Source organism: Cytophagaceae bacterium ABcell3, from assembly GCA_030913385.1.
Lineage (GTDB): Bacteria > Bacteroidota > Bacteroidia > Cytophagales > Cytophagaceae > ABcell3.
This window is the reverse complement of the sequence record CP133159.1, coordinates 225,609-250,307: the sequence shown is the minus strand read 5'-3', so window position 1 is coordinate 250,307 and position 24,699 is coordinate 225,609. Positions and strand designations below refer to the sequence as shown.

Sequence of the window (24,699 nt, the reverse complement as noted above, 5' to 3'; positions counted from 1 at the left end):
GTATGATTAATTGTATTGATATTCCTTTAAATATACCTGGAGGTTTTTCCGGGCATTACGAATCCTTGTTTTCACTGTGCCTAACGGGATTTGTAAGCTCTCCGCTATTTCATAATACTTGTAGCCGGTGAAATGCATGATGAATGGAACTCTTTGGTCTTTATTTAATTTCTTGAGAGCCTTTCGTAACTCACTACCTGTTAGACTTTCATAATATGTGTCACGCTTTTTCTCTTCCCTACCAGGGTTATTGACAAAGAACTGTAACTCAGTTGTGTCCAAGAATGTTTTTCTTCTTACCATTCTTTGGTAATTGTTAATAAAGATATTTTTCATAATGGTGTAGATCCAAGCATTTAGGTTTGAGCCTTTTAAAAACTTGTTTTTCTGATCATATGCCCTCAAGTATGTTTCCTGTAATAGGTCATTGGCCTCTTCGGTGTTTTTAGTCAGCTTATAAGCTGCAGGTTTTAAGTTTCCTATAGCCTCTTGTAAACTATATGTGAATTCAGCCGTGTTCATTGTTTTAATATTTAATGTATATACAAATATATTCTATGTAACGAATATTGCAAATTATTGTTTAATATTTTTGTGAAGATGTTAAACAATATGTTTAGGTATTGTATTTGATTATACATCTGTTTTTATTATAACTTATTTGTTAATAGTATCTTTCTATTTGTGTATTGTTTGTTTTGTGTATTTAAGTATGTTTAATATTAATTGACATTTAATATACTATAGTGCTAAAGGGTGCTAAAGCCTCTTTCTTTGGTATCTTCAGTTAGTAGGTTCATTCCCCTTATTTTATTAAAACCTATAGATAGTATTAGGGCTGTCTGGTCTATCTTTTTTTAAACTACGCTCATTGGATAGATGGGGAAATACTTAAGATTAGACAAGGAAATGCAAGGATTGATTGCTAGATTTGTTGTGTTAAACTTTATACTAAAAAAATGAAAAATCTAGTAAACCTTTCTTTGTCGCTAATCTTATTTTTAGTGGCAATCTTTAGTTGCACCAGTTGTAAAAAAGGAGAAGACGACCCTTTAGTTTCGCTTCGTTCAAGAGATGCAAGAATTACTGGTGACTGGGTATTAACAGGAATGGAGTCTGTAGATGAATCTGAAAGCGCAGGCGGTTCTAGGCGCTATATATCCTCCTTTAACGGGACTATGGTCACAGAAACAAGTATTGTAAATGGAAATAGTGACATTTACCATTATCCGTTGGTAATGACTTTAAGTATAAGCCAAGATGGCAAGTTTACTTATAAAATAGTTGATGATATGGGAACTGAGGAATCCCAAGAGTATTGGTCGTGGACGAATAATACAAGAAACAAGACCGGAATCAACCTTGGCGCATTTGGCACTTATAATATTTTAGAACTTCGAAATTCTAGGATGGTTTTAACCAATGAAAGTTTTTTTAGAAGAATAGGTGCATCAGGCAGCAGTAGTAGAAACGCAGCAAAAACCACATTAACTTTTGAGAAGAGGTAAAATGTACTTATAGTGGTGAATTAAGTCAATGTAGTTGCATACACATATCGTTATTTTGATGTCATTTGCCGCCTAGAAAGTTTTGTATGAAAGAGAGAATTGGGAAGGGTATTACTGATCAAAAGTCAGCAGTAACTTTGAATGATAGATTGTCTTTTACAAGTGTTTCGAAACGGGATTTAGGCCCGTTTCGAATTCCCTTGTAAAGTATGTTTGTTTTTAGCCGCTACATGACTCACAGCCCTCTGGATTGTCCAGTGAGCAGCTCATGTCGCTCATGTTTTTGTCCTTTGCTTGCATTGCCTTAAGCGAAGCCTTGGATTGCTTTTCAACAGTAAACTTAATAGCGTCTGCTGCTGCTTTTGTCCTCAGATAGTACATACCTGTTTTAAGGCCTCTCTTCCATGCGTAGAAGTGCATAGAGGTAAGCTTTCCAAAGTTCGGATCTTGTATATGTACGTTAAGGCTTTGGCTTTGACAAATATAAGCACCTCTGTCAGCCGCCATGTCTATAAGTGTTTTCTGCTTGATTTCCCAGACTGTCTTATAAAGGTCTTTTATATGCTGTGGGATCTCAGGAATGTTTTGTACAGATCCGTTCGCTTCAATAAGCTTATTTTTCATCTTATCATTCCACAAGCCTACCTTGATCAGGTCTTTCATTAGGTGTTTGTTAACTACAACAAATTCACCTGAAAGCACACGGCGTGTATAGATGTTTGACGTATAAGGTTCAAAACATTCGTTGTTTCCAAGAATTTGTGAAGTAGAAGCTGTTGGCATAGGCGCTAGAAGCAATGAGTTCCTTACACCGTGCTGTTTAACTTCTTTTTTCAACGAATCCCAATCCCAACGACCTGAAGAAGGAGTTACGCCCCACATATCAAACTGGAAGATTCCTTTGGATACCGGAGAGCCTTTAAAGGTTTCATACGGACCGTCTTTTTTGGAAAGATCCTTAGAAGCTGTCATTGCCGCAAAATAAATGGTCTCGAAGATGTCTGTGTTCAACGCCTTGGCCTCGTCTGACTCGAATGGCATGCGCAGCATAATCAAAGTGTCTGCCAAACCTTGTACACCAAGTCCTATAGGTCTGTGGCGAACATTAGAGTTTTGTGCTTCTGGAACAGGGTAGTAGTTTACATCAATTATCCTGTTGAGGTTTTTAGTTACTACATAAGTTACCTCATATAGTTTTTGATGGTCGAACTTCCCGTCTTGAACAAATTTAGGTAAGGCCAACGATGCTAGGTTACAAACAGCTACCTCGTCTTCGGAGGTGTACTCCATGATCTCTGTGCATAGGTTGCTAGACTTGATCGTACCCAGGTTTTTCTGGTTAGATTTTTTGTTGGCATGGTCCTTATAAAGCATATAAGGAGTTCCTGTTTCTGTTTGAGATTCCAAGATGGCGAACCACAGCTCCTGCGCTTTGACCTTCTTCCTTGCGCGACCTTCCCTTTCGTATTTCTCATAAAGGGCTTCAAACTCTTTGCCATAAGTATCGGCAAGACCTGGCGCTTCATGAGGGCAGAATAGCGACCATTCTTTGTTCTCTTCTACACGCTTCATGAACAAGTCTGGCGTCCACAATGCATAGAATAAGTCTCTTGCCCTTAGTTCTTCTTTTCCATGGTTCTTCCTTAGGTCAAGGAACTCAAAGATGTCAGAGTGCCAAGGTTCAAGATAAACAGCAAAAGCACCTTTCCTTTTACCTCCACCTTGGTCAACATACCTTGCCGTATCATTAAACACCCGAAGCATTGGTATGATACCGTTGGAGGTTCCGTTGGTTCCTTTGATATAAGAGCCAGTTGCCCGGACATTGTGAATGCTTAAGCCTATACCACCGGCCGATTGAGATATTTTGGCACACTGCTTTAAGGTGTCATAAATACCCTCAATGCTGTCATCCTTCATGGTCAAAAGGAAGCATGAAGACAACTGCGGTTTTGGAGTGCCAGCATTAAATAAGGTAGGTGTAGCATGGGTAAACCACTTCTCGGACATTAAGTTATAAGTCTCGATAGCGGCTTCTATATTATTGGTATGAATACCTATGGCCACCCTCATGATCATGTGCTGAGGCCTTTCTACTACTTTGCCGTCTAGTCTTAGTAGGTACGAGCGCTCTAAAGTCTTAAAGCCAAAGTAGTCATAGTTAAAGTCCCTGTCATAAATGATAGTAGAGTCTAATAGAGCCGCATGCTTTCTTACTGCTTCATATACATCTTTGGAAATAAGAGAAGCATTCTCGCCTGTTTTAGGGTCTACATAGGTATATAGTCTTTTCATTGTATTTGAAAAAGACTTGCTTGTAACCTTGTGCAGGTTAGATATAGCAACCCTTGCAGCCAGAATGGCATAATCAGGGTGCTTTGTGGTCATGGAAGCTGCAGTTTCAGCTGCCAAGTTATCCAGCTCCACGGTAGAGACACCATCATACAGGCCATCGATAACTTTTTTGGAGATATCAATAGGGTTGATGTAGTTCAGATCCAGCCCGTAGCAAAGTTTTTCTATACGTGCTGTTATTTTATCAAATTTTACAGACTCGCGTCTGCCATCTCTTTTAATTACAAACATACTGCAAAAAATAAAGTAAGATTTATCGGCTGATTAACTTTATATATATATATAACCTTCAAGTGGCACTAATTGATTTCGTATTTTAGAAATCTTCGTCCATTTTAAAGGTATGGTCTTTTCCGTCTCCCATTACACCTGCCTTTTGGTATTCAGCGACCCGCTTTTCAAAGAAGTTTGTTTTTCCTTGAAGAGAAATCATTTCCATAAAGTCAAATGGGTTAGTAGCATTGTATACTTTAGGGCAACCTAATGCAACCAGCAATCTGTCTGCCACAAATTCAATGTATTGAGACATAAGCTTGGCGTTCATTCCAATAAGGTTTACCGGAAGGGCGTCAACAACAAACTCTTGTTCGATCTCAACGGCATCTGTAATGATCTTGGTTAACTTATCTACAGGTAGCTTATTTTTGATGTGCTCTGTATAAAGCAAGCAAGCAAAGTCGCAATGTAGTCCTTCGTCCCTTGATATTAGTTCGTTTGAGAAACTTAGTCCAGGCATCAGGCCTCTTTTCTTAAGCCAGAATATAGAGCAAAAGCTTCCAGAGAAGAAGATTCCTTCTACTGCGGCGAAAGCTACAAGCCTTTCTGCAAATGACCCGTTTTCTATCCAACGCAAAGCCCATTCGCCTTTCTTAGTTACGCAAGGAATAGTTTCAAGCGCGTTGAAAAGCTTGGACTTTTCTTTAGGGTCTTTAATATAAGTGTCAATTAGCAAAGAATAGGTTTCAGAGTGGATGTTCTCCATCATGATTTGGAAACCGTAGAAGCACTTTGCTTCAGGGTACTGCACTTCTTCTAGAAAGTTTTGAGCAAGGTTCTCATTTACGATTCCGTCGCTTGCTGCGAAAAAAGCGAGGACGTGAGAAATAAAGTGTCTTTCACCATCATTGAGTTTTTCCCAGTCTGATAAGTCTTGTGTCAAATCTATTTCTTCTGCTGTCCAAAAACTTGCCTCTTCCTGTTTATACATTTGCCAGATGTCGTCGTGCTGTATAGGGAAAAGTACAAAACGGTTTTTGTTTTCCTTCAATAATGGTTCTATTTCGCTCATAGTAATCGGGTAAAATTATTTTACTTTAAATATAACAAATTTCAATGATTCCAGTAAATAACTTCGTAAAAAAACAGAAAGTGTCAAAATCGGAACCAAAGAACCCGTCTGGGGAAAAGCATTGTTTACAAATATGAAATAAAGGCGTAAAAAAGTCAAAGGACATCTGCTTGCATGACGCTTTTGGGATTAAATGTTAATAAGTAGTCAATTATCTAATAAACAAATTGGTATATAGTATTGTTTAAACTGATTGTTTAATTAAATTTCTGGAATTGGCAGGTGTTAAAAACTTTTCCACAAAATAATAGGGATAACTATTTTGTTTTGTTATGGAAATTGGCTTATATTTGCAGTCCTTTTTCAGATAATAACACGAAAAAACATGTACGCAATAGTTGACATAGCCGGAAAGCAATATAAGGCAGAAAAAGATAAATTCATCTATACCAACAAGCTGGCGGCTGAGCCCGGTGCAGGTGTTGAATTTGATCAAGTTCTTCTGTTAAACGACGGAAGCAAAACGCAGGTGGGAGCACCTGTAGTTAAAGGCGCTAAAGTTAGTGGCAAAGTTCTTGAGCATGTTAAAGATGACAAAGTAATCGTCTTCAAGAAGAAGAGAAGAAAAGGTTACAAAAAGACACAAGGCCATAGACAAGGCTATACTAAAGTATTAATTGAGACTATTTCTTAATTTTTAAAATAAGAAAATACCATGGCACATAAGAAAGGAGCGGGTAGCTCACGAAACGGAAGAGAATCGCAAAGTAAGCGTCTAGGTGTTAAGATCTTTGGAGGTCAGGCAGCTATCGCTGGTAATATAATTGTTAGACAAAGAGGCACTTTACACCACCCAGGTAAAAACGTTGGTTTGGGTAAAGATCATACTCTTTTTGCCCTTGTTGATGGTACTGTTACTTTCAAAAAAGGTAGAAAAGACAGATCTTTTGTTTCAGTAGAACCTTTTGCTGCTGAATAGAAAACAACTTATTTTATTGCTTCAGATAAAATAGTAAAAGCACCTTACCTAAGGTGCTTTTTTGTTTTCTATCCTTTTGACATGGATTTGCAGTAAAAAGCTCTATTGAAAATCTCAGGTTAAATTTCGCTCCCCATCTGTCCCTGCCTCAATCACTAAAAGGTTTACGCAGTTTTTTATACTAATTGGCAATTATGCAGCTTGTCGAATCTGTAAGGCTGAACGACATCTCCCTTTTAGGAAGGTAAAAGCCAAAACAATGTCTTGACCCTCTTACGGGGATTGGTTTGCAAGTGTTCGGCAGGCTTAAACCTGAATTACGTAATAGATAGCTCTATGGCATATTTCAGGTTTAGTAAATGGACAAGCTAAATTTATATCTGGCTTAGGTGCTTTTACCATAAAAGGATCTGTGAAAATAGCTGCCAGTTATTTATTTGCTCTATAAATATTCTTACAGAGTCCGGGATAAGAATTATAGTGGCTACTATGCCAAAGACTGCTCCGTAAAAGTGGGCGTCGTGATTTATGAAGTCCCCACCTCTTCGGGCCATTTGGTAGGAGTACAATAAATATAGGAGTCCAAAGATAATTGCTGGAATTGGGATTACGGCAAATAGGTATAAATTGTGGGTTGGCTGGAACAGTACGTATGAGAAAAGAACCGCTGAAACACCTCCAGACGCCCCCAAAGAATTGTAATAGCTGTTTTCTTTGTGCTTTAGATAGGTCGGAATATCAGAAACTATAATACCTGCCAAATACAGGCCAATGTATATTAAGGATCCGTATTCGGTAAAAAATACCTGGAATACTTGCTCTAAAAACCTGCCCAGAAAATATAAAGAAAACATATTGAACCCTAAGTGGATATAATCGGCATGGATAAAGCCTGAGGTTATAAAACGCCAGTACTGCTTGTTGTTTTTTACCTGATACGGGTTCAACATCCATTTTTGGTATAGGTGTGGTTTGCTCCAAGCGTATAAGCTGGCAATGACGGTAACTATTATTATGAAAGTGGTTGCACTTAAGACCATGTTATTTTACTTTGTATTAAAATCTGAAATATGCTTAGAACTTTCTATTGCGTCAGACGCTTCGCTCGCATTTGGTTTTTAACCATAGAACTACTATGCTTTGCAAGCCAAATACGCTGATTTTTTGTTATTTTGCCCCTCACAACGAAATCTAATGCATAATCCAGGTTAAACATTTTTTTTTATGCCCGAAATCAAGTTTTCTGACTTAAAAAGAATACTCGCTCCACAAATGCCCGATATCAAAGGTGCCATGGAAGAGGTAGTTGATTCCGGATGGTATATTCTTGGAAATAAAGTTAAGGAATTTGAACGTGTTTTTGCCTCATTTGTCGGAACTTCTTTTTGTGTAGGGACGGGTTCTGGCCTTGGAGCTTTGACTTTATCTTTAGAAGCGTTGTGCTTACCTGCTGGAAGTGAAGTATTGCTGCCTGCAAATACTTCGATAGCTACAGCACTTGCTGTAAGCCGTAGCAATTTAGTGCCTGTTTTTGTAGATGTTGACCCTGCAACCTTTAATATAGACGTGGCTGATGCCCAGCGCAAGGTAAAAAAACATACGAGGGCTGTAATTGCGGTTCATTTGTTTGGCCGGTGTTGCGATATGGATGCTCTTTTAACCATGTGTCAAACCCATGGGCTTTTTCTTATAGAGGATGTGGCTCAGGCAAATGGAGCAACTTATAAGGGTGAAATGGCCGGTAGCTTTGGTCATATTTCTGCCTTTAGTTTTTATCCGACGAAGAATTTGGGGGCTTTGGGTGATGGAGGGGCTGTGCTTACCAATGATGAAGGTTTGTATGATAAGGTGCTTAAGCTAAGAAACTACGGCGCACTGAGTAAAGACGAGCATGAGTTGAAGGGTGCGAACTGTAGGCTGGATGAGATTCAAGCGGCTGTCCTTTTGGTGCGGATGAAATTCTTTGAACAACAGCAACAAGAGCGGTTAGCGATCGCCCGATTCTATTGTGAAAATATTACCAATCCTTATATTATAGTTCCTGAAAACGTGCATAATGGTAAACATGCTTGGCACTTGTTTGTAGTCCGGTGCAAGCATAGGGCTGAATTGGTGCATTTCTTAAAACCAAAAGGTATTGATACGCTTATTCATTACCCTAAGGCAATTCACCAACAGAAGGCGTACAAAGAATTTCATCAATTGACTTTGCCTGTGGTGGAGCAGTTGCAGGAGGAGATTTTGTCGATTCCTCTTTACCCTGGACTTAGGTGGGATGAAGTGGAGTATATTGTAAAAGTGCTCAATGATTTTGCTCCCACAAATAATTAAGCTTCTGTTTTATTTTGAGTAAAAGAGGATTCCTATTTAAAATCATAATCAAGAAAACGGACATATAAGGGCTTTTGTAACGGTAGAGTGTGCCCCAGTTTGGAGAAGCGAGGGTAATCAGCGTTGCAGAAAGGATAACAAACGCTAATGCAGGGAGCACAACGGCAGGCAGTTGGGGTTTGTTTTTGTAATAGGCAAATAGGGCTGTCAAGGTAAAGGTAAGGATGAATATATTTTCTATGGCGGCAGGTATGGCTATCCAGTGATGTATATCTAGGGGAAGTGGACGAAATAGCCCGTTGAACAATGCTTGGGGACTATGTTTGCCCATACTGCTGAGGGTGGGCTGCAAGTTTTCAAATATAAATATGTTGCTTCCCCCAGATGCCTGCAAGGTGGCCGTATAGTTATTATAGATGGATTCTGCCAATGTACTGATGTTTAAATAGGCATTGCTATGGCTTAAAATTAATAGTAGGGTAATAAGAAACCCTAGAAAGGGTAACAGACTTTTCCAAGTAAGATTGTCTCCGGTTATTTTTTTTGATATCACATAGGCTGGCAGGACTGCAAGAAGTACTGCTGTGTAATAAAATTTAATATGAAATGCGATGAATAAAAGCATGCATGCCAAAATAAGCTTAGGTGCTCTAATGGGATAAAGCTTTTCTGTGTATCCTAAAATGATAGCAGTGCTAAAGAACAAGCTGCTGGTAACTAAGCTTTCCTTCAATAAGCCTGAGGTCCACAGGGCGATACCGGGCATAAAAAGCAGCGCTATAGCAATGGCGAGTGGGTCAACTTTGTATATTTTGTATATAATTTCCCCAAAATACCAAAATCCTGCAAAGCTAAAAATGGAAAGGTAGGTTGCTGTTATCCAATAGTTGTTCAGCGAAAAAAGGAAAAGGGGGGATGCAATTCTGTTGAAAAAGTGAATTCTTGGCTGTTCGTAAAAGTTTAAGAGTGCTTGATACCTGTTGTTTGTTTCACCTGAAAGTAACAGGTTTAAGTAGTCAGAAAAGTTTTCTTTACAAATTTGAGAGAATGCATGGAGCTCTTGGTTTATGGCCAATGTGTCTCCGTGCTGATAATAATAAAAGTAGATCAAGCCTAGGGTAATCCCTGCTAATATCTTGTAAATAGCCGCTGGCCAAAAGTAAACTTTAAGTGGTGTATGTCTGCTTCTTTTGGCAAGGTATAAAAGAAGTAATACAATTAAGGGGGTATGTATAATCCAGGCAAGCATTAACAAAAAGGGAATTTTTAGTTTTCCCTTTTCATTAACGAAAGAATAAAATCTTTAAGCATATTTTTTTTGTAAATAGGTGCATCTACAGCTTTTAAGTTTTGCAAACCTTTGCTGAAGTGCTGTTCTGCTTTTTTCTCTGCCAGTTTTTCAATTTGCAGCTCATTATATAAAGCTGTTACCTTTTTGATCTTTTCCTCTTCATTAGAAGACGCTAGCAGGTTTATAAGATTTTGCTTTTGGTCTTTGTTGGCTAATTCCAATGCTTTTATGAGGAGGAAAGTTTTTTTATTGGCAGCTATGTCACCACCTGTTTTTTTCCCAACCTTATTTTGCTCTCCAAAAACATCTAACAAATCATCTTTTAGCTGAAAGCCCAAGCCAATGTTTATGCCGGCCTCTTCTAATAGCTCCGCATCTTTTTTTGACGCTCCGCTCAATAAAGCACCAAGTCTTAGACTGAACCCAAGTAAAACAGCGGTTTTAAGCTTTATCATATGTAGATACTCTTCTTCGCTTACCATTTCACGGCTTTCGAAGTTCATATCATGTTGTTGTCCTTCACAAACTTCTGCTGCACATTTGTTAAACAGTCTGATCGCTTCGGGTAGGTGTTCTTTGTCTGCCTCTAGCAGAAGGTCGTAAGCTTTCACAAACATGACATCACCCGAAAGAATAGCAATATTGCTGTTCCATTTTTCATGTACGGTAGGCTTGTTTCTCCTTATTGGGGCCTTGTCCATAATATCATCGTGCATCAGTGTGAAATTATGGAAGACCTCTACTGCCAGTGCAGGCTTTAAAGCTCTGGTATAGTCGTCTGTAAATAGGTTGGCTGCTGCTAGGGTCAGAAAAGGCCTAAGTCTTTTTCCGCCTAAGCTTAATATGTACTTTATGGGTTCATACAGCTCTTTGGGGTCGTTGCCAAACTTATATTCTTCTAAGCTGGAGTTGATTAACTCCAGCGTTTTTTTTCTCTCAAAAATCATATTATGCTAATAACAGGTCTATGGTTCTCCTGCCAAGGTCTGTTCGTTTTATTGTGACATTGACTTTATCGCCTAGGGTAAACATTCTTTTGTTCTTTTTCCCTATCAACCTGTAATTGTCCAGGTCGGCTTCATAGTAGTCGTCTTCGATCTCGCTGATCCTGACAAACCCTTCACATTTGGTTTCTACCATTTCCACAAAGATACCATGTTCTATGACACCAGATATAATTCCTTCGTAAATTTTGCCCTCTTCCATGCTGTTCATAAACTCAACTTGTTTATACTTTATGGAAGCCCTTTCTGCATCAGCGGCCATTTTCTCCATTTCAGAAGCATGTTCGCATTTCTCCTGATAGAGAATTTTATTTACAGTTTTTCCCCCGTTTAGGTAATGCTCTAACAGTCGGTGGACCATCATATCAGGATACCGCCTGATGGGAGAGGTGAAGTGGGTGTAATGTTTATAAGCCAGGCCAAAGTGAATTTCTGGCTCTGTGCTATAAGTTGCTTTGGCCATAGTCCTGATGGCCAGGCTCTGCAATACATTTTGCTCTGGTTTTCCTTCGAGCTCTGTTACAAGTGTATTTAGCTCGTCAGCTACGTTGGCGTCTTTCAGGTTCAAGACATGTCCAAACTTTCCTGCAAAAACAGCAAAAGCAGTTAATTTGTCTGGGTTTGGATGGTCGTGGATTCTGTAGACAAAAGTATTTTTAACCTTGCCTTTTTTCATAAAGTATACAAATTCAGCAACTTTTCTGTTGGCAAGGAGCATGAAGTCTTCTATGAGCTTATGTGCGTCTTTTCTGATTTTAGGAACTACCTCTAACGGTTTCCCATTTTCATCTAGCCTAAATTTGACTTCTACGGTTTCAAATGCGATCGAGCCTTTTTTGAACCTGTCTGCCCTGAGTTTGTGTGCCAGTTCGTTTAGGACTTTTATTTCTTCACTATAATCGCCTTCTCCAGTTTCAATGATTTCCTGTACTTCCTCGTAAGCAAATCTTCTGTCGGAGTGGGTAACAGTTTTGCCAAACCATTGATTTTTGACATTGGCGTTTTCGTCTAGCTCAAAAACGGCAGAGAAAGTCAATTTGTCTTCATGTGGCCTTAGCGAGCAAAGTTTATTGGACAGCTTTTCTGGTAACATTGGCACTACCCTATCAACCAGGTATACGCTGGTGGCCCTTCTGTAAGCTTCTCTTTCGAGTAGCGTATTGGGCTTGACGTAATGGGTGACATCGGCAATGTGTATTCCCACTTCCCAGTTTCCATTGTCAAGTTTTCGTACAGAGAGTGCGTCATCGAAGTCTTTGGCGTCATGAGGGTCTATGGTAAAAGTGGTAATGCCCCGCATATCTTTCCGTTTGGATATTTCTTCTTCTGAAATTTCCTCAGAGATTTTGTCTGCTGCTTTCAACACTTTTTCTGGAAATTCATAGGGTAGTCCAAACTCTACCATAATGGCGTGCATTTCCACATCGTTGGAACCTGCTTCTCCAAGGACAGTAACAACTTCTCCCACAGGACTTCTGTCTTTTGAAGGCCATTCGGCTAGTTTGACAATTACCTTTTCGCCATCTTTTGCATCTTTGACTTTTTCCAGGGGAATAAAAATGTCCTGGTGCATTTTTCTGCTATCAGGGATTACAAAGGCAAATCTTGGAGAAAATTCAATCGTGCCAACAAAGGTGTCGCGCCCCCTTTCCAGTACTTCTATTACTTCACCTTCTAACTTCCTTCCTTTTCTAGGATCCCCCTCGTATATTCGGGCTCTTACAGTATCTCCATCTAAGGCATTTTTCATTCGGCTGCCACTTACCCATATGTCGCCGGAGTCATTCTCTTCATTTAAAATGTAGCCAAACCTGGCATTGACAAAATCGACCTTGCCCACAATGGTCTTTGTACCGGCAGGTTTTTTCCACGTGCCGTCCTTATGCCTTTCTAGTACCCCTTCCTTTTCTAGCTGGGTCAGTGCATAGTTTAGCAGATCTTTGTCTGCTGGATTTCTGATATTAAGCTTTTTGCTTATTTGCTTTTGTGAAAGAGGCTTAGATTTGCTGCTCTTAAAAAGAGAAGCTGCTTTTTGTTTGAAAAACTCTAATGCCTCTGGATCATTTTGGTGTGTCTTTTTTTTGCTCATTTACCGCTAACTTAAAAAAATTTCTTTTTCTTCATTCGAGCTTGTTTTATGTCTATCAAGTCTCCTTTAGGAATAGCGTTGATAAGATTTTTTGTATATTCTCTTTTCGGGTTAGCATATATTTCTTCTGCTGTTCCTATCTCTTCTATTTTTCCTTTATTCATTACGATGATCCTGTCTGACATAAATTTGACCACAGACAAGTCATGCGAAATAAATATACATGTAAAGTTAAACTTTTCTTTTAGATCATTAAGTAAATTTAATACTTGTGCCTGTACCGATACGTCCAATGCAGATACAGACTCGTCACAAATGATAAACCTAGGGTTGAGCGCCAAGGCCCTTGCTATGCAGATTCTTTGCCTTTGGCCACCAGAAAACTCGTGTGGGTAACGCTCAAACTGGCTGGCGCTCAGGTTTACTGTTTCTAGTAACTCAACCGCCCTTTTTTTGCGCTGAAAATCGGAGGCTAGAATTTTATTGATCCTCATCGGCTCCATAATCGCTTCTCCGATTGTCAGGCGCGGGTTTAGTGAGGAATATGGATCCTGAAAAATAATCTGCATGTTTTTTCTCAATGCTCTTAACTCATCAGATTTAATATTGTTGATTTTTCTGCCCTCAAAAATAATTTCACCGTCCGTTGGTTCTATTAGCCTCAGAATTGTCCTGCCAAGGGTTGTCTTCCCACAGCCTGACTCTCCTACCAATCCTATTGTTTCTCCTGGATAGACTTCAAAGCTTACATCGTCAACGGCTTTTACATATTCTGTAACTTTTCCAAATAGGTTTCTTTTTTGAGGAAACCATGTTTTTAAGTTTTTTATTTGTAGGTGAGGCTCTTTGTCTTGGATGGTTTCAGGGTCATCGTTAAATTCAAGATTCCTGATAAGCGCATCTACTACAGTATTGTATTGTTTTTTTTCGACCAAAATTCCCGAGTCATTTATTTCCATAAAGTCGGAAACTACTGGCAGTACGTTCAGTTTTAGGTTGAGTCGTGGCCTACATGCGAGCAGGCCTTTGGTGTAAGGGTGTTGAGGGTTGCTGAATATTTCCAGGGTATCTCCTTGCTCTACTATTTTGCCTTGGTACATGACAATGACCCTATCGGCAATTTCGGCAATGACGCTCAAGTCATGGGTAATGAAAACAATCCCCATATCGGTTTCATCCTTTAGGTTCTGCATCAGGTCAAGAATTTTGGCTTGTACAGTTACGTCCAGTGCGGTTGTAGGCTCATCTGCAATTAGTATTGATGGATTACAGGAGATGGCCATGGCTATCATTACCCTTTGTTTTTGGCCTCCAGAAATTTCATGGGGATATGATTTGAATATTTTCTCCGGACGAGGCAGGTCTACTTTGTTGAAAAGCTCAATAGTTTTTTCATAAGCTTCTTTTTTAGATACCTTTCGGTGGAGGAGTATGGTCTCCATAACCTGGTCGCCACATGAATAAACCGGGTTTAATGAGGTCATTGGCTCTTGAAAAATCATAGAAATTTCATTACCTCTGATGTGGTGCATTTCCTTTTCCGGTATTCTAGTTAAGTCTATAACTCCCTTATTACTAGATTTAAACCATATTTCGCCACCCGCTACCAATCCTGGCGGGTTTGGTATGAGTCGCATGGCAGACAGGGAGGTTACCGACTTGCCTGATCCTGATTCACCTACTATGCCAATGGTTTCTCCTTTTTGTAGGTTAAAGCTTATGTCGTCAACTGCTTTGACTATAGTTTCTTCAGTACGGAAAATTGTTTGCAGGTTGTTTATCTGCAATATACAGTTTTCTTCTAATTGCTTGTTGACTTGAGACATATAACCTGTTTTATTCTATATATATAATTTGGGTTTCGGGCATTGTAGGCCAACCTTTAAACCGTAAATACAGTTGAGCGGTAACAGCAACATCCTTGCAGCAGTATCTGGTAATGGCGCTCAAATCGTTGGTTCCATAATAATGTTTCCCGACCATGCTCCCGTCCATTTCGTTTTTACTGCCTGGAATATTAAATAACGCTGCAAGTAGCTCTAGTGATGTATAATTTTTTTTGTCTCCAAATTTCCACATCTCCAATGTGTCCAGGTGGCACACTTCCCAAGGTTTTTTGCCCGAAATATCGAGTGGCTCGGGTATTTTGATATTATTTACCACCATTCTTCTGCACAAGTAAGGAAAGTCAAACTCTTTTCCATTGTGTGCACATAAAATTAGATTCTTGCTGTTAAATCTTTTTGTCAGTAAAGAGCTAAACTCTTGGAGCAAGTCTTGTTCGTTGTGGCTGCTTAGACCTTTAACCTTAAGCGACAATTGCTTGTTTTGATCATAAAAAAAGAAGCCTACTCCTATAGATACCACTTTCCCAAACTCTGCATAAATAGCAGCTTTTTCTTGGAATAACTGTTCTGGAGTTTCTTCATTTTTAGCAATAAAACCCGCTTTTTTATCCCATAAAGGACGTAGGCGCTCATTCAGTTGTTTATACGACGGCACACAACTAACTGTTTCAATATCTAGAAATAAGATATTTTTGATGTTTTTACGGTTCATTGGACTAAAAATCAGCTATGCAATATGCCTTTTTGGTTTAGCTGGGGAATAAAAATAAGGTTATCTTCTATAATGGTTTCAGGCATGAAAATAAACTTCTTGTCAAAAATTTGTTGTCCAATGTAGTAGCTTACCCAATATTCGTTTGCGAGGCGAAAAACTGCTGGGTTTACTAACTCTATTTGGACGTGTTGGTTTGGTTCCAGCTCCGGGAAGTGTTGGCGCAATACGCTTGTTTCTTGTTTTTGATTGCCTTCTGTACTATAGCCTTTGGAGGTAACGAATACATTGGTAAGTTTGACATCATTGGTGTTTATAAGCCAAGCATTCCAGATGGTCTCGTCCAGTTCTGTTTTTTCTGGGACAATGGCTACATATACTTTATCTACTGGGGCAAAGGAGATATCTTTCTTCATTGTACTTCTTTAACTATTTCCATTTCAAATAACTGAGTAAACTTATCTAGTAAAATATCTTCTGTTTCTTTAATATCGGGAATCCTGTTTATTTCTTGTGCCAGTGAAGTTACTTTTTTATCTGATATTCCACAGGGGACGATGTAGTTGAAATACTCGAGGTCGGGGTATACATTGAATGCAAACCCGTGCATGGTAACCCAGCGGCTCGATTTTACGCCCATTGCGCATATTTTACGTGCTTTTGCAGGGTTCTCGCCATCTATCCATACACCCGTTAGGCCTTCTACTCTGCCGGAGCTTACTCCATATTCTGCTAAGGTTAAGATAACGGCCTCCTCCATTAGGCGCAGGTATTTATGAATGTCTGTAAAAAAGTTGTCGAGGTCCAGGATCGGGTAGCCTACTATTTGTCCTGGGCCATGGTAGGTGATATCTCCGCCCCGGTTTATATGGTAATAAGTGGCATTTTTGGCTTTTAAAAATTCTGGTGTTATGAGCAAATGCTCTGATTTGCCACTTTTCCCTAAAGTATAAACATGCGGATGTTGGCAAAATAGTAGATAGTTTTCTGTTTCAGCTCTTTCTTCCTCGGAAACTTTCCGGTTTTTTATTTTTTTTTCAATAATATTGTTAAATATTTCGGTCTGATAGTCCCAAGCTTTTTTATAGTCTATTAGCCCAAGGTTTCGGTAGATTGTTTTTTTGTTTTTAAAAGCCATTTAGGTTTATTTTTAAACACTTTTATGCACCTTTAACAAAGTTATTAAAATAAAATGGAATCAGCCAGACATATAATTGTCGGCAAAAACGCCGAAAATATGGCAGCTATGTTCTTTTCTGAAAAAGGATACCAGATAGTCTCCAGAAACTACCGGTATAGACGAGGAGAAATTGATTTGATTGTGCAAAAAGATAACTTGTTGGTGTTTGTTGAGGTTAAATATAGAAAAAGTGTCAGGTTTGGGTTTCCCGAAGAAGCTGTTAACAGTAAGAAAATGGAGCTACTGCAAACTACAGCCGAGGAGTTTATCTTCAATAGGGACTGGAATGGGGATATCCGTTTTGACATTATCGCTATAGATGGCAATAACAATATAGCGCATTTTCAGGATGTTTTTTAAAATTGGAATTTTATGAGCGAACTTTATCCGTTACTTTTTTCTCCTATTTTTAAGGAAAAGATTTGGGGAGGCAACAAGCTTAAATCTTTCTTTGACAAAGATTGTGGAAACTTGCCTAATTGTGGGGAATCTTGGGAGATATCTGGTGTAGAAGGAAATATATCTATAGTCAAGGAGGGGCCATTTAAGGGAAAGTCGCTTGCACAGTTAATTGAGGAGCATCAGGAAAGGCTTGTAGGTAACAAAGTATACAAGCGCTTTGGTACAGAATTTCCTTTATTGATCAAGTTTTTGGATGCCAGTGAAGATTTGTCTATTCAGGTTCATCCTGATGATAACTTAGCCCGTCAAAAGCACGGCTCTTTGGGTAAAACAGAAATGTGGTATATTTTACAAGCAGATGAAGGTGCCCGTTTAAATACCGGCTTTAGTAAGCAAGTCGATAGAAAGACTTTTATGGAGCATGTCAATAATAACACGCTGGAAGAAATCCTGAATTATGAGGAGGTTAAAGAGGGTGATGTGTTTTTTCTTCCTGCTGGTCGCATTCACTATATTGGCAAAGGGATTTGTCTGGCAGAAATTCAACAGACCTCTGATGTTACCTACCGAGTCTATGATTTTGGCAGGAAAGATAGCAATGGAAACACCCGAGAGCTCCATGTTGAAGACGCTGTAGATGCGCTTGATTTTAAGGTTTATGACCAATATAAGTCGCATTATGAAGCTGAGCTAGACAGACCTGTCAACATTGTAGAATGCCCTTATTTTACAACCAACTTGCTGGAGGCAGCACATGAACAGGATAGGGACTATAGCAAGTTAGACTCTTTTGTTATTTATATCATCCTAGATGGCAAGGTAGAGTTAGCTACTTCGAATGGGACGTTTGATTTTCAAAAAGGAGATACGGTTCTCTTGCCAGCCGAATGTGATCGGGCAAAATTAGTGCCTAAGGATAAAGTGAAGATGTTGGAAGTGTATATAAGTTAATGTTTAATAGCTATATTATAAGGAGAATCTATGTTTGGTTGGGCAAAGAGTTGTTTGGTGTCAATGTCAATGGCTATAAGGTGGCCTAGTTCGGGGTTTTTGTAATAGACACATCCTCCGTCAATATTGATGCGGTTACATTGCCCAAACATTTGTTGGTGAATGATCATAATATCCTGAGGGTTGTGCCCATGAATCAGGCATTTGTTATTAATCCGCGCTGGGTCAACATTAAAGTTTTTGATATAAAGCATAGAATGATGATCTGAAAGTGGTTCATCTGCATCGAAATTTAAACCGGCATGTACCAATATGTGTTCATTGGTTTCACAGTAATACCCCAAGTTTTTTAGCCACTCAATGCATTTTTGAGGGGTTTCTGCTGGCGTTTTTACTCCAAAACTTTCTAAGGTAATGGTGTTGTCAGGATCTTGCAGATATTGTTCCGCTTCTTGTCTGGACTCGTATGCGTCGAGCAATTTTTGTTCATGGTTTCCTCTCAATGCACTTATTTTTAAGGAGCTGTTGTTTTGCAAATCAAGGATCATGTCTAAAACACCTTTGCTGTCAGGGCCTTTGCCTACATAGTCTCCCAAGAGAAAAAGCTCATCTCCTTTTTCTAATTTTAAATCACCTAGTACAGCATTAAAGCTTTTGCTGCATCCATGAATGTCACTGATCGCATACCTTGCCATATTCACTAAAGTTTAAATCCTGAGTTATACAATAGGATTTATCGCCAAAAGCGTCTTAAGAAACAGCTGCCTAGATAATTGCTGGTTGACTTAAGATTTACCCTGAATTGTATTCCTTCCTACATAAACAAATTACAAAGTCATCTGGTTTTAAATAAAATAACTTATCGGGAAGATGGTGCGGTTTGGCTTTCTGTTGATTTACACTTTTTTTACGTGCGCTTCTTTGGTTTATGGTCAAGAAAGGAAGGCACACGACCAAGAAATCAATGTTATTGCTTTTAGTGAAAATAGTAAAATATTGGTGTCTGGCGGGGAAGATAAAGTTGCCAGGGTGTGGAATACATTTACTGGTCATATGATCAATAGTTTTAAACACCCTTTTGAAGTTCGTTCCCTTTTTATCAATAAAAATGGCAATTATTTGTTGGCCGGTGATGGTGCAGGACATTTTTTCTTATGGGATGTTGGCTCAGGAGAATTGTTAAAGAAAGTGCGCAATTATAAGGTGTTGGGTTTCACCAGTGGGCAAGACAAGGTATTGTTGGCAGAAGAAACGGTGTCTTCAAATGGGGTAAAAGTGAATTTTGGCCTTATGACCTTAGAGGACAATAACTATGGTATAATTAACCTTTTTGATCGGGCAGAAGATGTCGTGCTCGATACTAACTTGGTAAATGCTCAAGTTTCCTCCGAATGTGATTTTCTTTTAATGAGTGACAGCTCAAATATTATAAAGGTTTTAGGTTTGAAGAATCATCAGAGCCGGACTTTTCACTTTAACAAAAAGGTGGCAAACTGGGCTTTACACCCTAATGATTCTTTGTTAATAGTAGCAGGTACCAATGAGATTTTTGACTTGCATACTGGTAATGTTGTCGCAAGATTAAAGCGCCCTATTGACGATCCTTATTTACATTTTTCTGCAGATGGTAACTTTTTAATTTATAGCAAGCAAGGGAGTTTGTACAAATACCACTTAAAGACAAGGGAAGTTATAGAGTACGATCATGTAAAAGATGTTGGTAAATATATGGCCTCCCATGATGGTAAATATTTTGCTGTTATAGAAAATGGCAGCTCCATTAAATTATGGTCTCAAGAAGCAGGGGGGCTTGGTGAAGCCAAAGAGTTTATAGCATCTGAAATAGTGTCTGAAGAGGCCTTGAAACAGTATAAAAGGGGGGCTTATTACTATTATGACCAAGACTACTCCAAGGCAGTAAGTTACTTGTCTTCTTGTATAGGAAAAACCAAGCGGGCAGACAAGGTTTTTCTGCTTAGAGGGCGCGCCTACCTAAAGATGGGCGATTATAATAAAGCCGTTAATGATTTTTTATTGGATAAAGAGATCAATGACACCAGGGCATCTTATGATTTAGTCAAGGCTTATGGGGTACTGGGCTTTTCGGCTAAAGCATTAGAGCAACTGGAGGCCTTTCAGCAATCTCCTTATAAGAAACTATGGCAGGATATTGAACATGACCCTAAACTGGAAGAGTTGCATAGCTCCCAAGAATGGAAGCTGTACCGTCAGGAGTATGCGGAGTCTGAGGGTGACAAGCTGGCGAAAAAAGCTGAGGGTAAAATGGAAAATGGTGAGCATATGGCTGCCTTGGAATATTTTAATAAAGCGATCAAAGCAGAGCCCAAGAATGCCCTGTGGTACGAAAAAAGGGCCTCACTATATAATCAGCTTCATGAATACGAAAAATCCCGTGCAGACTATTTCAAAATGTTTACTTATAATGAAGATCTTAAATCAGAGTACTATGAGTATACTGCTGCATCTTGGTGTAATGAAGGGGGCTTGGATAGCTGTGCCATGTACTTGATGAGGTGCATTAAAGAAGATGCGTCAAAATATAGCCTTATGGTGGAGCTTGCAGAAATTCGTTTGGCGCAATATCGACGTAAGCAAGCTTTTGACATTATTGATACATACCTTGACATAATACCTGATGACCCTGATGCTTGGTTTGTAAGGGCAAAGATGCATGGAGATAAGGAAAAAATACAAGCAGATGCAGAAAAAGCGGCGGCTATTTATGATGAAAAAGGAAAGCCTGTCCCCAAAGCTGTGCAAGAGCTTCTTGACTGAACTATTTGCTGATAACTGAAAGTGCAAACAGAATGGCTGTTAAATGGTTATTCAAGTGTGCAATGTTAATATAAATTTTTTTGGAGATTAGATGGATAGCAATCCTAGAGGAAGTTTTTTTGAAGAGGTAAATGAATATGTTTTTGAGCTATTTAAAAATCAGCTATCGCCTGAATATGTATACCATAATTACCAACATACCTTTGAGACGGTAGAAGCTTGCAGAAAACTTTCGGAAGGTTATGAACTCTCGGAAGATGAGGAGGAAATATTGTTTCTGGCAGCTTGGTTTCATGATACTGGTTACACGCAAGGGTTCAAAAATCATGAAGACAAAAGCGCTTCTATAGCAGAACACTGGTTGAGGGGGAAAGGCTATCCTGAAGAAAAGATCCGAATGGTGGTTCGCACCATTATGTATACTGCACGCAAAAAGCGACCGCAAGACCTGATCAGCCAAATTTTATTGGATGCAGATTTGATCAATATTGGTCAGAAAAGCTTTTTCACTAAATCGGAACTGTTAAGGGCGGAATGGGAAAAGTTGGATGTGCTGCACTGTAGTGATGTTGAATGGGAACATAACCAACTAGAGTTTTTGCTTTCTGCACATTTTCATACCCAGTATGCCCATGAGCTTTTTGGGAAACAACTCTCTTATAACATACAGGAGCAGCGTCAGAAATTACAAAAGCAAGAAAAAAAGCAGGATAAGGAGCAAGAGGTACGGGAGAAAATTAAAGCCCAGCCAAAGAGGGGGATAGAAACTATGTTTAGGAGCGTCTATCGTAACCACATTAACCTTAGCTCTATTGCTGACAATAAGGCCAATATGATGATCAGTATCAATTCGCTCATCATCTCTATTACCTTAACTATCGTGGGTGCAAAGTTTTCATTTTTTGGTGCCAGCTTTAGTGAAGACCAAAAGGTTATTTTTCCTATCATTAGTCTTTTGTTGACCAGCCTGGCGGCTATTATCTTTGCTATTCTTTCTGCTAAGCCAAAAGTTACCACCAATCTTGAGTCTCTTGATGAGCTGAACAAGGCGCATACCAGTATCCTTTTTTTTGGCAATTTTACTAAAGTTAAGCTTGCTGAGTTTGAAACCGAAATGCTGGACTTGATGAAGAACGAGGACAAGCTTTATGGTAACATGATCAAAGACCTATATTATTTAGGAAAGGTCCTGAAGAAGAAGTATCGGATGTTAGGAGTTTCTTATATGTCTTTTATGGTTGGCCTAATTATTACTGTACTTATCGCAATTTATGTAGTTATAGCTATTCGTCGGGTAGTTTATTAAGAATATGTGGACTGGTTATCAGTGGGGTAGGGTGGGATTTTTAGAATAAACGTGAGTTAAGCGACTGATTTGAAATTAACAGAAAGTTCTATTGCATATTTCAGGTTAATAACAAGTAGTAAATTTTTTGTCGAGGCTTTTTCTCATAGGAGTCAGGGTGCAATACTTGTAGTTGATATAACCTAGGTGGTCATATTTTTTCCTTCCGTTTCTCAGCTCAGAAAATAAAAAGGCATCTTTGAGCTCTTTTTCCTCTTGTGTTTCCAGATACTGTTCAGTCAGTAGGATATATTCTCGGCTTTTAATATTGTTTTTTAAAATACGGTGGGCAAGAACTACATCGCTACCCATGAGTTTGATAATTCCTTTTATACTTGTGGTGATAATTTCTCCGTAATGCACTATAAACTTCAATGTTAAGTTTCTTGCACCAGGAGGGAAGTTGGGGTTTTTTTCTTTTTCCTTTAGGACGTTTATGAAGTCGTAAAAGGTTTTTTGTGCTTGGCAAGTAATGTCTTTGACCGATGGTGCCGGACCAGTGTGGTAAAACAAAACAGCGTCTCCTTCAATGTCCCCGATTTTTAAGTTCAGTGTTACTGAGTCTATGATTACCTCCATCAAATCGTGGATAATCTTTCTGCTTTCGCTGAGGCGAGTGTTGTTCATCAGACCTGTAAAACCGCTAATATCTGGAATAAATATCAGTGCATTCTCTGCTTTGTTTATTTCCTCTACCGAACCCGTGCGCACCATACAAAAATCATTTACTTTTACTTATAAAGATAACATGCGTTGTATGTCAAATGTTAGAAGTGTTTTATTCATTATGTTCAAATTTATAGCCTATTCCTTTCACTGTGTTGATATAAGCACTGCCTAGTTTTTCCCTTATTTTCCTGATATGTACATCAACCGTTCTGGATACAACACATACATCTGTTCCCCAAACCCTTTTTTGGCAAGCGTGATTTTCTCTTTTCCTTTCAGTACAGTGTAGGACTCTCTATCAATGGTAAGGTTGCTGATTTGAATAATATCTTTTTTTGTCGCAGGCCTTTCTCTGCTGAGGAGTGCGGAGATACGACTGGTTAATGCTCTAGGTTTTACAGGTTTAATAATGTAGTCATTGCCACCTGCTTCAAAAGCTGCTATTTCTGAATATTCTTCGCCTCTTGCGGTAAGAAATATAATAAAGACGTTGTTCTGAAACGGTAGTTCCCTTATTTGACGGCAAGCTTCTACCCCGTCCATAATAGGCATCATAATGTCCATTAAGACCAATTGAGGTTGAATCTTTTTGCATATTTCTACAGCTTCTAGTCCGTTAGAAGCTGTAGAAACTTGCAGGTCAAGTTTTTCTAGATTGTATTTTAATAATTCCAGAATATCAGGTTCATCATCTACAATGAGGACCTTAAAATTTTTGTTCATCTTTATATAGTTTAATCCGAAAAAGTGCAAGTGGCCTTATTGTTGTTAGACACAAGAAACCCTTTCACCTGCATTGCTGAATAGGTTCAAGCAAGGTTTAATTAGGGCGCGCTGAAAAACGCCCAAAACATTGATCTGTTGATATTTGTATAAGAATTAGGAGGTATGGGTGCAAGGTTTTTTCGGTTATTTCTTATTTTTCCGTGTACATTAAAGTGAGAAGCTTTTAACCTAATATTTTTTTGGACTAGCCACAAGCGCACAATCTACTTTATAGCCTTACATTCGAAGTATTCCAATACGTCTTCATGTAAGGCCATGCGTATCTTGCACACTTGTGACTTTTTCAGCAGGCCCTAATTAAAACAGCTTGCCTTTTTCCACTCATGATGCCCCTTGGCGCTCAATCGGTTTTAATCTGATGGATATTAAGATCCAACAGAAACTACAAGATGTGAAGACAGTTTATTAGTATTGGGGTGTGTAAATCTTTTAGTTTTGGAACTTAAAAGATATACGCATTTTCTTTTTTAGCATAACCGGCTTTCCATTTTGATAAGCTGGTTTCCAGGCAGGCATCTGCTGAGCCACTCTTAATGCTTCTTCGTCACAGCCATGCCCTAAATTTCTAAGTACTTTAAAGTCAGATAGGCTTCCGTCTTTGTTTACTATAAACTCTATCCAGACGTCACCTTCAACATTGTTTTTTATAGCTACTTTAGGGTATTTAATCCTATCGCCCAAAAAGCGCATTAGGGCTTCATCTCCGCCTTTGAACTCAGGCATTTCAGCTACCCAAGTGTATATTTCTTCAGGCTCTTCTTCTACAATTTCTTCAATGTAATCATCTACAACGATAATCTCGTCCAGTGTAAGCTCTCCTTCTTGAGTTACTGCGCCAGCATTCGACTCAGCCAACTCCTCAACAGTCGGCGGTAAGTCCTCTATCACTTCTTCGTCCGGTTTTACTTCAGGCGGTAGAAACTTTACAGTTGCAAGTTTGGGTACTTCTATTTTAGGTGGCGGTGGTGGAGTAGAGGACTCCACGGGAGGAGGTATGTCTTCTAGTCTTACCTCTACCATATTTACTTTTTCCACTACCTTTGCTTCTGCTGAAACTGGTTCATAATAACCGGAATAGAAACAAGCAGGCCAAATATGTTAAAAGACACTGCCATTGCAGAAAGAATGTAGCGGCTTTTCGCAAGAAATAAGCTCCAAAAAGCTTA

Annotated in this window: 22 protein-coding genes and 1 pseudogene; 8 read left to right on the top strand and 15 right to left on the bottom strand. The window is 39.0% G+C overall.

Annotated features, from left to right (window positions below; all coding sequences use genetic code 11):
* Positions 1 to 6 precede the first annotated feature (6 nt).
* Positions 7 to 522, bottom strand: coding sequence for an RNA polymerase sigma factor (locus RCC89_01190; protein WMJ71790.1), 516 nt, complete (start codon positions 520 to 522; stop codon positions 7 to 9).
* A 437-nt stretch (positions 523 to 959) separates the two neighbouring features.
* Here RCC89_01190 and RCC89_01185 point away from each other — a divergent pair, with 437 nt between their 5' ends.
* The gene (locus RCC89_01185; protein WMJ71789.1) at positions 960 to 1,508 is read left to right on the top strand and encodes a hypothetical protein; all 549 of its coding nucleotides are present in this window, start codon (positions 960 to 962) and stop codon (positions 1,506 to 1,508) included.
* Positions 1,509 to 1,727: 219 nt separating this feature from the next.
* On the opposite strand, the gene RCC89_01180 is transcribed toward RCC89_01185, so the two are convergent.
* Both RCC89_01180 and RCC89_01175 read right to left on the bottom strand, forming a co-directional pair.
* Positions 1,728 to 4,094, bottom strand: coding sequence for a ribonucleoside-diphosphate reductase subunit alpha (locus RCC89_01180; GenBank protein WMJ71788.1), 2,367 nt, complete (start codon positions 4,092 to 4,094; stop codon positions 1,728 to 1,730).
* Positions 4,095 to 4,179: 85 nt separating this feature from the next.
* Positions 4,180 to 5,151 (bottom strand): ribonucleoside-diphosphate reductase small subunit, encoded by a 972-nt coding sequence (locus RCC89_01175; protein ID WMJ71787.1) that lies wholly within the window; start codon positions 5,149 to 5,151, stop codon positions 4,180 to 4,182.
* 385 nt (positions 5,152 to 5,536) lie between these two features.
* Between RCC89_01175 and rplU the strand changes: the two genes are divergently transcribed.
* Both rplU and rpmA read left to right on the top strand, forming a co-directional pair.
* Positions 5,537 to 5,845 (top strand): 50S ribosomal protein L21, encoded by a 309-nt coding sequence (gene rplU / locus RCC89_01170; GenBank protein WMJ71786.1) that lies wholly within the window; start codon positions 5,537 to 5,539, stop codon positions 5,843 to 5,845.
* A gap of 21 nt (positions 5,846 to 5,866) precedes the next feature.
* Positions 5,867 to 6,130 carry a 50S ribosomal protein L27 gene (rpmA, locus tag RCC89_01165; protein ID WMJ71785.1) on the top strand — a complete coding sequence of 88 codons (264 nt, stop codon included), beginning with the start codon at positions 5,867 to 5,869 and terminating at the stop codon, positions 6,128 to 6,130.
* A 395-nt stretch (positions 6,131 to 6,525) separates the two neighbouring features.
* Here the strand turns inward: rpmA and RCC89_01160 are convergent, their stop codons facing one another.
* The gene (locus tag RCC89_01160; protein ID WMJ71784.1) at positions 6,526 to 7,170 is read right to left on the bottom strand and encodes a rhomboid family intramembrane serine protease; all 645 of its coding nucleotides are present in this window, start codon (positions 7,168 to 7,170) and stop codon (positions 6,526 to 6,528) included.
* A gap of 184 nt (positions 7,171 to 7,354) precedes the next feature.
* Here RCC89_01160 and RCC89_01155 point away from each other — a divergent pair, with 184 nt between their 5' ends.
* Positions 7,355 to 8,461 (top strand): DegT/DnrJ/EryC1/StrS family aminotransferase, encoded by a 1,107-nt coding sequence (locus RCC89_01155; GenBank protein ID WMJ71783.1) that lies wholly within the window; start codon positions 7,355 to 7,357, stop codon positions 8,459 to 8,461.
* On the opposite strand, the gene RCC89_01150 is transcribed toward RCC89_01155, so the two are convergent.
* The 7 genes from RCC89_01150 to lipB are packed head-to-tail and all read right to left on the bottom strand — an operon-like array spanning position 8,433 to position 16,542.
* Entirely contained in the window at positions 8,433 to 9,710 is a 1,278-nt protein-coding gene (locus RCC89_01150) for a hypothetical protein (GenBank protein WMJ71782.1), read from the bottom strand. The genes RCC89_01155 and RCC89_01150 overlap by 29 nt on opposite strands.
* A gap of 17 nt (positions 9,711 to 9,727) precedes the next feature.
* Complete coding sequence (locus tag RCC89_01145) at positions 9,728 to 10,699, bottom strand: polyprenyl synthetase family protein (protein WMJ71781.1); 972 nt, start codon at positions 10,697 to 10,699, stop codon at positions 9,728 to 9,730.
* A 1-nt stretch (position 10,700) separates the two neighbouring features.
* A complete protein-coding gene (rnr, locus tag RCC89_01140; protein WMJ71780.1) occupies positions 10,701 to 12,845 on the bottom strand; it encodes a ribonuclease R in 2,145 nt (714 codons plus the stop codon).
* An 11-nt stretch (positions 12,846 to 12,856) separates the two neighbouring features.
* A complete protein-coding gene (locus RCC89_01135) occupies positions 12,857 to 14,671 on the bottom strand; it encodes an ABC transporter ATP-binding protein (GenBank protein WMJ71779.1) in 1,815 nt (604 codons plus the stop codon).
* Positions 14,672 to 14,681: 10 nt separating this feature from the next.
* Complete coding sequence (locus tag RCC89_01130; GenBank protein WMJ71778.1) at positions 14,682 to 15,404, bottom strand: 3'-5' exonuclease; 723 nt, start codon at positions 15,402 to 15,404, stop codon at positions 14,682 to 14,684.
* Positions 15,405 to 15,415: 11 nt separating this feature from the next.
* A complete protein-coding gene (locus tag RCC89_01125; protein WMJ71777.1) occupies positions 15,416 to 15,820 on the bottom strand; it encodes a hypothetical protein in 405 nt (134 codons plus the stop codon).
* A complete protein-coding gene (gene lipB, locus RCC89_01120) occupies positions 15,817 to 16,542 on the bottom strand; it encodes a lipoyl(octanoyl) transferase LipB (GenBank protein WMJ71776.1) in 726 nt (241 codons plus the stop codon). Before lipB ends, RCC89_01125 begins: the two co-directional genes overlap by 4 nt.
* Before the next feature lie 54 nt (positions 16,543 to 16,596).
* On the opposite strand from lipB, the gene RCC89_01115 reads away from it, so the two are divergent.
* Entirely contained in the window at positions 16,597 to 16,944 is a 348-nt protein-coding gene (locus tag RCC89_01115; GenBank protein ID WMJ71775.1) for a YraN family protein, read from the top strand.
* Positions 16,945 to 16,956: 12 nt separating this feature from the next.
* On the top strand, positions 16,957 to 17,937 hold the full coding sequence (locus tag RCC89_01110; protein ID WMJ71774.1) for a mannose-6-phosphate isomerase: 981 nt from the start codon (positions 16,957 to 16,959) through the stop codon (positions 17,935 to 17,937).
* On the opposite strand, the gene RCC89_01105 is transcribed toward RCC89_01110, so the two are convergent.
* Positions 17,934 to 18,632: a metallophosphoesterase gene (locus RCC89_01105; GenBank protein ID WMJ71773.1), complete on the bottom strand. Its 699-nt coding sequence runs from the start codon at positions 18,630 to 18,632 to the stop codon at positions 17,934 to 17,936. The two genes, RCC89_01110 and RCC89_01105, sit on opposite strands and share 4 nt — an antisense overlap.
* Positions 18,633 to 18,807: 175 nt before the next feature.
* Here RCC89_01105 and RCC89_01100 point away from each other — a divergent pair, with 175 nt between their 5' ends.
* Together RCC89_01100 and RCC89_01095 are read left to right on the top strand one after the other, a co-directional pair.
* A complete protein-coding gene (locus RCC89_01100; GenBank protein ID WMJ71772.1) occupies positions 18,808 to 20,733 on the top strand; it encodes a hypothetical protein in 1,926 nt (641 codons plus the stop codon).
* Between the two features lie 91 nt (positions 20,734 to 20,824).
* Positions 20,825 to 22,039 (top strand): DUF5706 domain-containing protein, encoded by a 1,215-nt coding sequence (locus RCC89_01095; GenBank protein ID WMJ71771.1) that lies wholly within the window; start codon positions 20,825 to 20,827, stop codon positions 22,037 to 22,039.
* A gap of 105 nt (positions 22,040 to 22,144) precedes the next feature.
* Here the strand turns inward: RCC89_01095 and RCC89_01090 are convergent, their stop codons facing one another.
* The 3 genes and pseudogenes from RCC89_01090 to RCC89_01080 all read right to left on the bottom strand — a co-directional run bounded on the left by RCC89_01090 (position 22,145) and on the right by RCC89_01080 (position 24,568).
* Positions 22,145 to 22,792, bottom strand: coding sequence for a DUF2652 domain-containing protein (locus tag RCC89_01090; protein WMJ71770.1), 648 nt, complete (start codon positions 22,790 to 22,792; stop codon positions 22,145 to 22,147).
* Between the two features lie 64 nt (positions 22,793 to 22,856).
* Positions 22,857 to 23,470 (bottom strand): annotated as a pseudogene (locus RCC89_01085) (response regulator transcription factor).
* A gap of 492 nt (positions 23,471 to 23,962) precedes the next feature.
* On the bottom strand, positions 23,963 to 24,568 hold the full coding sequence (locus RCC89_01080) for an energy transducer TonB (GenBank protein ID WMJ71769.1): 606 nt from the start codon (positions 24,566 to 24,568) through the stop codon (positions 23,963 to 23,965).
* Between the last annotated feature and the right edge of the window lie 131 nt (positions 24,569 to 24,699).

Bases quoted from the DNA above. Each gene is read 5' to 3' on its own strand.
- RCC89_01160 (WMJ71784.1), bottom strand. From the start codon at position 7,170: ATGGTCTTAAGTGCAACCACTTTCATAATAATAGTTACCGTCATTGCC.
- RCC89_01115 (WMJ71775.1), top strand. From the start codon at position 16,597: ATGGAATCAGCCAGACATATAATTGTCGGCAAAAACGCCGAAAATATG.
- RCC89_01175 (WMJ71787.1), bottom strand. From the start codon at position 5,151: ATGAGCGAAATAGAACCATTATTGAAGGAAAACAAAAACCGTTTTGTA.
- RCC89_01125 (WMJ71777.1), bottom strand. From the start codon at position 15,820: ATGAAGAAAGATATCTCCTTTGCCCCAGTAGATAAAGTATATGTAGCC.
- rnr (WMJ71780.1), bottom strand. From the start codon at position 12,845: ATGAGCAAAAAAAAGACACACCAAAATGATCCAGAGGCATTAGAGTTT.
- RCC89_01155 (WMJ71783.1), top strand. From the start codon at position 7,355: ATGCCCGAAATCAAGTTTTCTGACTTAAAAAGAATACTCGCTCCACAA.
- rplU (WMJ71786.1), top strand. From the start codon at position 5,537: ATGTACGCAATAGTTGACATAGCCGGAAAGCAATATAAGGCAGAAAAA.
- RCC89_01095 (WMJ71771.1), top strand. From the start codon at position 20,825: ATGGATAGCAATCCTAGAGGAAGTTTTTTTGAAGAGGTAAATGAATAT.
- lipB (WMJ71776.1), bottom strand. From the start codon at position 16,542: ATGGCTTTTAAAAACAAAAAAACAATCTACCGAAACCTTGGGCTAATA.
- RCC89_01185 (WMJ71789.1), top strand. From the start codon at position 960: ATGAAAAATCTAGTAAACCTTTCTTTGTCGCTAATCTTATTTTTAGTG.
- RCC89_01105 (WMJ71773.1), bottom strand. From the start codon at position 18,632: ATGGCAAGGTATGCGATCAGTGACATTCATGGATGCAGCAAAAGCTTT.
- RCC89_01150 (WMJ71782.1), bottom strand. From the start codon at position 9,710: ATGCTTGCCTGGATTATACATACCCCCTTAATTGTATTACTTCTTTTA.
- RCC89_01135 (WMJ71779.1), bottom strand. From the start codon at position 14,671: ATGTCTCAAGTCAACAAGCAATTAGAAGAAAACTGTATATTGCAGATA.
- RCC89_01090 (WMJ71770.1), bottom strand. From the start codon at position 22,792: ATGGTGCGCACGGGTTCGGTAGAGGAAATAAACAAAGCAGAGAATGCA.
- rpmA (WMJ71785.1), top strand. From the start codon at position 5,867: ATGGCACATAAGAAAGGAGCGGGTAGCTCACGAAACGGAAGAGAATCG.
- RCC89_01190 (WMJ71790.1), bottom strand. From the start codon at position 522: ATGAACACGGCTGAATTCACATATAGTTTACAAGAGGCTATAGGAAAC.
- RCC89_01110 (WMJ71774.1), top strand. From the start codon at position 16,957: ATGAGCGAACTTTATCCGTTACTTTTTTCTCCTATTTTTAAGGAAAAG.
- RCC89_01130 (WMJ71778.1), bottom strand. From the start codon at position 15,404: ATGAACCGTAAAAACATCAAAAATATCTTATTTCTAGATATTGAAACA.
- RCC89_01145 (WMJ71781.1), bottom strand. From the start codon at position 10,699: ATGATTTTTGAGAGAAAAAAAACGCTGGAGTTAATCAACTCCAGCTTA.
- RCC89_01100 (WMJ71772.1), top strand. From the start codon at position 18,808: ATGGTGCGGTTTGGCTTTCTGTTGATTTACACTTTTTTTACGTGCGCT.
- RCC89_01180 (WMJ71788.1), bottom strand. From the start codon at position 4,094: ATGTTTGTAATTAAAAGAGATGGCAGACGCGAGTCTGTAAAATTTGAT.